Here is an 8,255-nt window from a genome sequence, read left to right on the forward strand (position 1 = left end):
CTATTTCTTAACAGAGATAATATACCGCGTGCCAGCCTCAGCCGTAAATTCGGTTATCCCTTCCTTAACAACAGCCTTCACTGCCGCATTCCCCGCTCCGGTAATTCTAATATTACAGCGGGTAAGCACGCCGCAGGTCCGGGTAACCGAAGCTGTAACAGCCGCGCCTGACAGGCTTCCGTTATTCCAGTCGATATCGACTTCAAATCCGCCTCTGCCCCGCAGCCCTTTCACGAACCCTTCAGGCCAGGAATCCGGCAGCGCCGGCAGCAGCTCCAGGAAGCCCTGATGGGACTGAAGCAGCATCTCGGCTATACCGGAGGTCGCCGCAAAATTCCCGTCAATCTGAAATGGCGGATGGGCATCGAACAGGTTCGCATAGACGCCGCCCTCAGCAGCGCGGTGATGATCCGTCTCATTTTCCCTGACCAGATTCAGCAGATTGGAGACCAGACGTTCCGCCCGGTTGCCGTCCTTAAAACGGGCCCACAGGCTAATTTTCCAGCCCAGGCTCCAGCCCGTTCCGCCGTCCCCCCTAATCTCAAGCGCGGTTCTTGCAGCCTGGAACAGCTCCGGTGATGACTTCTCGGAGATTAACCGGCCCGGATACACGCCGACTAGATGGGAGACATGGCGGTGATGGACATCCTCCTCCCGGTAATCCTCCGACCATTCCTGCAGCCGGCCCTGCTCTCCGATGCGCAGCGGCTGCAGATGCTCCTTCGTACGCTGCAGCAGGGCTGCGAACTCCTCATCAGTCTCCAGCAGCAGAGCTGCCTCCTGGCAGTTGCCGAACAATTCGGCAATCAGTGACAGATCCATCGCGGGGGCGGCTGTTACAGCATGCAGCCCTCCTCCGGCATGGAACTTGTGCTCAGGTGAGGTGGACGGCGAAGTTATCAGTTCACCAGCTTCGTTCTCAATCAGATAGTCCAGGCAGAACAGTGCAGCATCCTTCATAACCGGATAAGCCGTATTGCGCAGATAATCCCCGTCACCGCCGAACAGATAGTGCTCCCATAAATGCTGGGTCAGCCATACCGCCCCCATCGGCCAGAATGCCCATACCGGATCTCCATCCCCGTAAGCGCCGGCCGGTCCCGTCTGGGCCCACAGATCGGAATTGTGATGGGCTACCCAGCCTCTGGCGCCGTAGTTAACCTCCGCTGTCTTGCGTCCGTTAACAGCAAGCGCGCCGATATAATCGATAAACGGCTCGTGCAGCTCCGCCAGGTTGCAGACCTCTGCCGGCCAGTAATTCATCTCGGCGTTAATGTTCAGCGTATAATTGGAGCTCCATGGCGCTCTCGTCTCCTCGTTCCAGATCCCCTGCAGATTGGCCGGCTGTGTACCCGGGCGGGAGCTGGCAATAAGCAGGTATCGGCCATAGTGGAACAGCAGCTCCACTAGTCCCGGATCACTGCTTCCATATTCAGCAATTCTCCGGTCAGTCGGCAGATCAGCCGGGGCTGTGCTTGCTCCCAGATGCAGCTTCACTCTATCAAAAAGCGAGCGGTGATCAAGCACATGGCCTTCCAGAACCCCGGCATATGCCTTCCTGCAGACAGCCCGGATTATCCCGGCCGTCACTTCCCCGGGATTCCGGTCCGGGCTGCCGGCCCGCAGCAGCGGATCGAAGCTTGTCGCTGCACTGAAGTACAGGGTAACCGAGGTTGCCCCGCTTACATGCAGCCCTGCTGCTCCAGCCCGCAGGCTTCCGCCGTCAAGCACGGCGGCCAGTCTTCCATGGAACCGCAGGCTTTTGGCTGTTTCAGGTTCGCCGTAATGCACGGGTTCAGCACTGTCATAATAATTCGGATCCACATGCTCCGGTGCATATCCTGATATGGTGTACTCATCCTGCTCCGGCAGAGCCCTGTAACGGAGCTGGCTGTCAAGCCCCGCACGGAAGCTCAGCGCCCCTTCCCGGCTGGCGGTCAGCCTGACAGCAATGACCTGATCCGGGTGCGAAGCAAATACCTCACGCGTATACCGGACACCGCCGATTTCATATTTAATGCTTATTACACCAGACGACAGATCCAGCTTGCGGCTGTAGCTTCCCCGGCGAACCGGCTTACCGTGCTCCATCATAATGTTCAGGTTACCGAGCGGCAAATACGACTGGGTGTAGGGCCCGAGCATTTTCCGGCAGAGCCGGTCCGCTTCACTGTAGCGCCCCTCTGCAATCAATGCCCGTACCTCCGGCAATACCTCCTTCGCCTCCGGATTATTCCATTCACGGGGATATCCTGACCAGAGCGTATCTTCGTTTAAAGCAATCTTTTCCTGTTCAATTCCGCCGAATACCATAGCGCCAAGGTTACCATTACCAGCAGGCAGTGCTTCTGTCCAATATACAGCAGGGGTAGCAAATTGAATGTTCACTTGTTACAGACCTCCATTATGCGGCTGATGTTACTGCTCTCACCGTTTAATCGTAGCAGCAGCGGACAGCCGGATGAATGTCCGATCTTATCTTTCTTTTGGATAAAACTATCATTCACCAAAAGTGCGGAAATCCGAAGATCCAGATCACTGCACCAATAATCATCAGCACAACACCGGCAATCCGGGAGAGGATCAGCGGAAAGCCCTTCGTATACTTTCGGGTCTCCGCTGTGCCGGGCCTGGCAATATTCACGGTCACCGTACTCTGTACAAGGTATAACAGCCCTGATATAAACAGGGCCAATCCTGCCAATATCCGGAGAATAAGCATGCTTCAGCCTCCTTGTTCTTTCTATTATCAGTACATATTACTGTTCATTACCCTCTGGCCCCTTGCCTGAAATAATACTGCCCGGTCCATTCGCTTATGCTATTATGTATCCAGACGATTCCGGGAGGATGAAAAGATGAAGCTAGTCATTATATTCGGCCCGCAGGCATCCGGGAAAATGACAATCGGGCATGCACTGGAAAAAACCACGGAGCTGAAGCTGTTCCACAACCATATTACAATCGAGCTGCTGGCTCCTTATTTCGGATTTAGTGCGGAGATGTGGAGGCTTGCCACCAAGTTTCGCCAGGAGATATTCGTAGCGGCTGCCGATAGCGGGCTGTACGGAATGATTTTTACCTACGTATGGGCCTTTGACCTGCAGAATGATTGGGACTATATAGATTCCGTCTCTACAATCATCGAGGAACGCGGCGGGGAAGTGTACTTTGTGGAGCTTGAGACTGCCCTTGAAGAGCGGCTTGAACGGAACAAAACACCGCACCGGCTTCAGCACAAGCCTTCCAAACGGGATACCGCACGCTCTGAGCAGAATTTGTTAACCACAATGGAGCAGCACCGGCTGAACTCACATGAAGGGGAGATCACCAGAGAGCGTTACATAAGAATTGATAACACCAATCTGTCTGCGGATGAGACAGCACAGAGAATTAAAGAGGAATTTCAATTGTAAGGGAGAAGTGAGCATGAACAACGGGCTCGTCAACGCTATTATCGCTTATATTATGTGGGGTGTCCTGCCGCTATACTGGAAGCTGTTCAATGATGTGCCTGCGGGCGAGATTCTGTCACACCGGGTTGTCTGGTCGTTTGTATTCATGGCTGTTCTAGTTGCCATCCAGCACCGCTGGAGCGACATGAAGCGGATTGCGGCCAACCGCTCACAGCTGTTATCGCTCACAGCCAGCGGACTGCTGATTGCAGCGAATTGGCTCATCTTCATCTGGGCGGTGAACAACGGGCATGTCGTCGAGACAAGTCTCGGCTATTATTTAAATCCTTTGTTTAACGTGTTACTGGCAGTCGTCTTTCTCCGTGAAAAGCCAAACCGCGGCCAATGGCTCGCCATTGCGATTGCCGGCGCCGCAGTGCTGCTCATCGCCGTCAACTACGGACGTTTTCCATGGATCGCAATCTCGCTCGCTGCGTCATTTGGCTTGTACGGCCTTGCCAAGAAAAAGACCAGGCAAGAGGCTTCTGTAGGCCTGCTGTCGGAGACGGCTGTCGTTCTGCCTATTGCGCTAATCTACTGGATCTATCTGGCAGCCACAGGAGAGTCCACAGCCTGGACACTGTCCTGGCCTATGGTTACCGGATTGCTTCTCTCCGGTGCGGTGACGGCCCTGCCGCTGCTCTTCTTTGCACGGGCTGCCGCCCGGATGCCGCTGACCACACTCGGCTTCGTGCAATATATCGGGCCGACAATCATGCTGATATTGAGCGTATTTGTGTTCAAAGAAACGGTATCGCCGGTTCTGCTCACCGGCTTTGCGCTCATCTGGACAGCACTAGCGGTCTACGCCGCCTCTTCGGTTCGCGGCGCGAAGCTCGCCAAAGCAGGTTAGATCAAAAAAGGCAGCTGCAGACTACATCTCTAGTCCTCAGCTGCCGCTTTTTTTACTGTTTGTAAGGTCAGTCTATTCCATTATAGAGTGTGAACCGGTAGACTCCCGATCCCACGGTCAGCTTCCGGTCTCCGGCATTCTCTTCCACCGTTAGAATCCCCGTCACCTGGTCCAGCCTCTCACCCTTCTCTGTAATCCGTCCCTGATAGCCGTCCGGCACAATCACCTCAGCCGTAGTATTGGCCGGGATCTCCACGTTCAGCTCCAGGGAGCCGTCCGCCTGCCTGCTCCAGCCAGACTTGATCGTCCCGTAAATGGAGCTGTATGCAGCTTCCGCCCAGGATAGCTGTTCACCCGGCTGCGGCTGGATGCGGATTTTCTTGTAGCCGGGCTCGATAAGCTCAATCCCTCCGGCAATCCGGTAGAGCCAGTCCCCGACAGCCCCGTAAGCATAATGATTATAGGAGTTCATATCGTCGCTCCAGAAGGAGCCGTCCTGCTTGATTCCGTCCCAATGCTCCCAGATCGTTGTTGCTCCCTGAAGAACAGAGTACAGCCAGGACGGATATTCCTTTTGAAGCACCAGCTCATAGGCCAGGCCGGTGTAACCGAAACGGGACAGAACCAGGCACAGATAAGGCGTTCCGACAAAACCGGTCGTCAGGTGGTTCCCGTTCTCTTGTACATGCTCAGCCAGCATCGCAGCCGTACGCGGGCGGTCTTTTTCCTCCAAAAGATCGAACATCAGCGCCACTGCGTAGGCAGTCTGTGTCGGAGAGGCGACCCGCCCGCCTGGTGTTACGAATTCCTCGCGGAATGCGCGTATAATATTGCTGTGCAGCTGGCGGTACCTCTCCGCTTCCTCCGGCTGCCCGGTTACCTCTGCCGTCTTGACCAGCAGCTCTGTCGAATAGGCAAAAAAAGCGGTAGCGATCAGATCCTTGGGCGTCGCTCCAATGTAGCTGTTCTCCTTCGCATCCAGACCGAGCCAGTCTCCAAAATGATGGCCGGTGTTCCACAGAAACTCATGATCGCCCTGGGCCCGGATGTATTCCACCCACGCCTTCATGCTTGGATATTGCTCCTTCAGCACGCGGACATCCCCATAACACTGATACAGCGTCCACGGACAGATAACGGCAGCATCCCCCCAGGCCGAGGAGCCGTAGCCCGCTGCCGGGATGTCGGGAATAACATGCGGTACTCTGCCATCCGCCTCCTGATCCGCTGCGAGATCCTTCAGCCATTTTTCAAAAAAAGGCACGACATTCATGTTAAAAGCAGCCGTGCGGATAAATACCTGGGCATCCCCCGTCCATCCCAGTCTTTCATCACGCTGCGGGCAGTCGGTCGGCACATCGAGGAAATTCCCCTTTTGCCCCCATAGAATATTATGCTGGAGCTGATTCACCAGTTCATCCGAGCAGCGGAAGCTGCCGGTCTGCTCCAGATCCGAATGGATCACACAGCCGGTGAACTGCTCCAGCAGCTGATCCTGCGGCACACCTGTTACTTGCACATAGCGGAAGCCCTGGAAGGTAAAATGCGGCTCAAACGTCTCCGGCCCGCCGCCCCGGCAGATATACGTTACGGTCTGCTTCGCCGAGCGCAGGTTGCCTGTATAGAAATTCCCGTCACGGTCCAGCACCTCGGCATGCTGCAAGGTGATTACTGTACCGGCTCCGGCGTCAACCGTGAACCTGACCCAGCCGACCATATTCTGGCCCATATCAAGCACCGTTTCGCCGGCAGGGGTGATTATAACCGCGACAGGCTGGATAGTCTCAACAATCCGTGACGGCTCGTTCTCCTGGGCGGCCAGCCCGGCTGGCGGAGCATCCGTAAGTTCAGCTGGCAGCCATTGGTGAACCGCAAAGCCCGGAGAAGACCAGCCGTCCAGCTCAAGCCGTGCATCATAGGTTTCCCCGTGATACAGCTCTGACATGAGCAGCGGTCCAGATGAGGTGCGCCAGCTGCCGTCTGAGATCAGCATTTGTTCTGTTCCGTCTGCTAGCGTCACATGCAGCTGAATGAGTACAGCGCGCTGTTTACCATAATGGTCCTTGCTTCCGTCCCAGGACAGATAACCTTTGTACCACCCGTTGCCCACGATACAGCCAAGGGCATTTTCACCCGCAGTGAGCAGCTGTGTTACATCATAAGTCTGATACTGCAGCCTTTTGTTGTAGCTCGTCCAGCCCGGGTTAAATTGAGTATCATCAGCCGGCTTCCCGTTTATATATAGACGGTACAATCCAAGGGAGGTCGCGTAGATCCGCGCTGAAACGGCTCCGGCAGGAAGCTCGAAGGCTGTGCGGAAATAATCGCAGGGGTCGCTGCCGCTGTTCTCAACGGACCGGCCCGGGGCAGAGGCTGTTATCCATTTTGCATGCCAATTGCGGGCTGAGAGCAATCCGGTTTCCCAATATGCAGCTTCACTCCAGACTGTTGCGTTATCTTCGGAATCCCATATGCGCACTCTATAATAATAACGGGTGCGCGGGCGCAAGGACCGGCCCTCGTATTCGATGTGCACACTGGCATCTGATATGACTTTCCCGGTATCCCATTCCAGCTCTGCCTCTTCCTCTGCCGCAAACGCCGGATTAGCGCTTACCTGAATCTGATACGCAGACTGCATGAATCCTCTTGCCTGCGCCTGAATCTGCCAGCTGAGCCGCGGGCTGGGATCGTCTATCCCCTCGGGATTTTTTCTGTAATTCACCATCAGGTTGTTTAACACTGTAGATTGGGTCATTTCAGCCGCTCCTTAACTTAAGATGTACACCTCGTGCCGGTACCGGACTGCCTTAACTTCCTGAACCTTCCATCACCGGCAGATCTACGTCTATTGTATGGGGCAAATCAATAGCTTATGGGGGCTATTCCGGACATTGTTGGAGGGGAATCTGGACATTCACAGTCTGATTACGTAGGATGGAGTCAGTTAACCATTGCCCCAGAGGTGAAATCCGTATGACAGTCAGACGCAGCAGCTTTGTAATGTCAGGCGAGGAGTTTTTCGCACCCGATATTCCCGTGTTTGTGAACCGCGCCTACGAAAACTTTGAGCTGCATGAGCACTCCCATGCGTTCATCGAGATTACTTATGTCAGTGAAGGCTCGGGCATGCATTATATTGATGATGAGGCCGTCCCGGTAGAGCATGGCACCCTGTTCTTTATTCCCGTCGGGCGCAGCCATGTGTTCCGGCCCGGAACAACCAAGAAGGACCGCCCGCTGGTTGTGTATAACTGCCTGTTTCCGCTCAGCTATATGTCCGGGCTTCGCGGAGCCTACCCGCAGGCTGCTGAAATCTGTGATTATTTCACTGTAGAGCAAATGTCCTGGTTCTCCGTAAAAGATACCGCCGGTACCTACCATACGCTGTTCCGGGAGCTGTACACCGAGTTCTCAGCCAGACCCCCGGGCTATTTGGCTGTAATCGCATCGCTCATCGTACGGATGCTGACCGGCCTCTACAGGCAGCAGCTGCAGTCGGGGGCGTCTGCAGGCGCCAGACCGCAATGGACCGCAGTTGATGAAGCAATCGCCTGCATACAAGGTAATTATGCAGGCGGCCTGACGCTCAGCGGGCTGGCCGCCGCTGCCAATCTCAGTGAGCGCCAGTTCAGCAGGCTGTTCCGGCAGCAGACCGGTATGAGCTTCACCGGCTACCTGCACAATACCCGCATGGCCGCTGCCTGCCGCCTGCTTGCAGACACCAGCCGCAGCGTAGCCGAGGTCGCCGCCGCCGTCGGGTACGCCGATCTGAAGTTTTTTCACCAGCTGTTCAGACGCAAGATCGGCATGGCCCCCCGCCAGTACCGCCTTAGCGGGCGGGCGGGGAGTGGGCAGAGCTAGTGCGGCTGGCATGGCGCGGGGGCCGGGAGTGGGCTGGGCTAGTGCGGCTGTATCGTGAGCGCGGGGACCGGGAGCGGGCAGGG

General features: G+C 55.7%; 6 protein-coding genes. 3 read left to right on the forward strand and 3 right to left on the reverse strand.

Translation table 11 applies throughout. From position 1 onward, the window contains the following. Both BN3772_RS12860 and BN3772_RS12865 read right to left on the reverse strand, forming a co-directional pair. Window positions 1–2,388, reverse strand: a complete 2,388-nt coding sequence (locus BN3772_RS12860; protein ID WP_042199859.1) for a glycoside hydrolase family 95 protein — start codon at window positions 2,386–2,388, stop codon at window positions 1–3. 115 nt (window positions 2,389–2,503) lie between these two features. Continuing rightward, window positions 2,504–2,722: a hypothetical protein gene (locus tag BN3772_RS12865; RefSeq protein WP_042199861.1), complete on the reverse strand. Its 219-nt coding sequence runs from the start codon at window positions 2,720–2,722 to the stop codon at window positions 2,504–2,506. A 136-nt stretch (window positions 2,723–2,858) separates the two neighbouring features. Between BN3772_RS12865 and BN3772_RS12870 the strand changes: the two genes are divergently transcribed. Together BN3772_RS12870 and rarD are read left to right on the forward strand one after the other, a co-directional pair. Continuing rightward, window positions 2,859–3,416 (forward strand): DEAD/DEAH box helicase family protein, encoded by a 558-nt coding sequence (locus tag BN3772_RS12870; protein ID WP_042199862.1) that lies wholly within the window; start codon window positions 2,859–2,861, stop codon window positions 3,414–3,416. 13 nt (window positions 3,417–3,429) lie between these two features. After that, entirely contained in the window at window positions 3,430–4,308 is an 879-nt protein-coding gene (gene rarD / locus BN3772_RS12875; RefSeq protein WP_042199864.1) for an EamA family transporter RarD, read from the forward strand. A 67-nt stretch (window positions 4,309–4,375) separates the two neighbouring features. On the opposite strand, the gene BN3772_RS12880 is transcribed toward rarD, so the two are convergent. Then, window positions 4,376–7,066 carry a glycoside hydrolase family 78 protein gene (locus BN3772_RS12880; protein WP_042199865.1) on the reverse strand — a complete coding sequence of 897 codons (2,691 nt, stop codon included), beginning with the start codon at window positions 7,064–7,066 and terminating at the stop codon, window positions 4,376–4,378. A gap of 218 nt (window positions 7,067–7,284) precedes the next feature. Here BN3772_RS12880 and BN3772_RS12885 point away from each other — a divergent pair, with 218 nt between their 5' ends. Further along, window positions 7,285–8,172, forward strand: a complete 888-nt coding sequence (locus BN3772_RS12885; protein ID WP_042199866.1) for an AraC family transcriptional regulator — start codon at window positions 7,285–7,287, stop codon at window positions 8,170–8,172. Window positions 8,173–8,255 lie beyond the last annotated feature (83 nt).

The sequence above is a fragment of the Paenibacillus camerounensis genome (genome assembly GCF_000723885.1).
GTDB classification, from domain to species: Bacteria; Bacillota; Bacilli; order Paenibacillales; family Paenibacillaceae; genus Paenibacillus_AQ; species Paenibacillus_AQ camerounensis.